This window comes from Colwellia sp. TT2012 (genome assembly GCF_001440345.1).
In the GTDB taxonomy this organism is placed as follows: Bacteria; Pseudomonadota; Gammaproteobacteria; order Enterobacterales; family Alteromonadaceae; genus Colwellia.
Map to the genome: position 1 here is coordinate 1 of NZ_LJYX01000062.1, position 1,160 is coordinate 1,160.

2 protein-coding genes are annotated in these 1,160 nt (G+C 61.8%); one reads left to right on the forward strand and one right to left on the reverse strand.

The window, feature by feature from the left end; translation table 11 throughout:
- Positions 1-812: GGDEF domain-containing protein (locus ASU03_RS18620; protein ID WP_057833255.1), on the forward strand; the 812-nt coding region annotated here is incomplete at its 5' end.
- A gap of 27 nt (positions 813-839) precedes the next feature.
- On the opposite strand, the gene ASU03_RS21190 is transcribed toward ASU03_RS18620, so the two are convergent.
- Positions 840-1,160, reverse strand: a 321-nt coding sequence (locus ASU03_RS21190) for a hypothetical protein (protein WP_231731641.1), incomplete at its 5' end; no start/stop codon positions are given.

Below are 1,160 nucleotides of genomic sequence, written 5' to 3' on the forward strand. Positions count from 1 at the left end.
TGGGAGCCTTTGCCGTGATGCCCGCGGATGATCGGTTGACCCAGGCGCTGGTCCTGCTTTTTGCCGTGGGCATGTCGGTCAGCGCGGTGTCGTGCTACTCGGCCTACCGCTACCTGACCATGGTGTCCATGGCGCTGGCGTTGTTGCCGTGTACCCTGTGGTTGCTGTTTCAACCGTCCAAGATGCAGCTGGGCATGGCGATCGCCGTGCTGGTGTTCTCGTCATTTGTGGTGGGTGCCTCGCGTAAATTGTCCGAGGCGCTGGAGACGGCCTTTCGCCTGACCCGTGAAATAGAGCGTGCCCACAGTATTTCAACGCGCGCGGCGCAGACCGACGAACTCACCGGGCTGATGAACCGCCGGGCATTCTTCGATAAAGCCCAGGTGCTGTATGACCAATGCCAGCGCACCCATCAGCCGCTGTGTGCGCTGATGCTGGATATGGATCACTTCAAGGCCATCAACGACACCTACGGCCACCTGGAGGGCGATCAGGTGCTGTTGCGTATCGCCGAGAGCGGGCGAGGCATATTGCGCCGTGGCGACCTGTTCGGCCGCATTGGCGGCGAAGAGTTTGCCGCCGTGCTGCCTGGATGCGCACCGGAACCAGCCATACAGGTCGCCGAGCGCCTGGGACAGGAAATCCAGCAACTGGGGTTCAGTCACGAAGGCCAGCCCTATGTGGTGACTGTCAGCCAGGGCCTGGCCAGCCTGAGCGCCGAAGACACAACCCTCGACAGCCTATTCGCCCGGGCCGATGCGGCCATGTATGAGGCCAAGCGCCAAGGCAAGAACCGGGTAATTGTCGGCTGAATGTCCGTAGGCTACCTGACACAGTACCTACGCAGGCTTGCGGATGCGCATCAGCTCTGAAAGCCCGACCTTCAGCAGCCGCGCCGTCTTGCCCTTGGCCAGCGCCTCGATACCTTCATGCTCGGTCAGCCCTGCCAGTTGCGCTTCTATGTTCATCACCAACGCTTCACGGGAATACACTCCGCCTTCCAGGGAATAGATCGCCGCGATCAGTTGGCGCAGCTCAAGGGGCAAACGCCACCGCGTGCGCAACGCCGAGCCGTAGCTGGCGCCATAGGTGACCAACGACTCACCGATCAACTCATCATCCAGTTCGCCACCGCCCTGGCGCCACTCCTGCAAACTGCG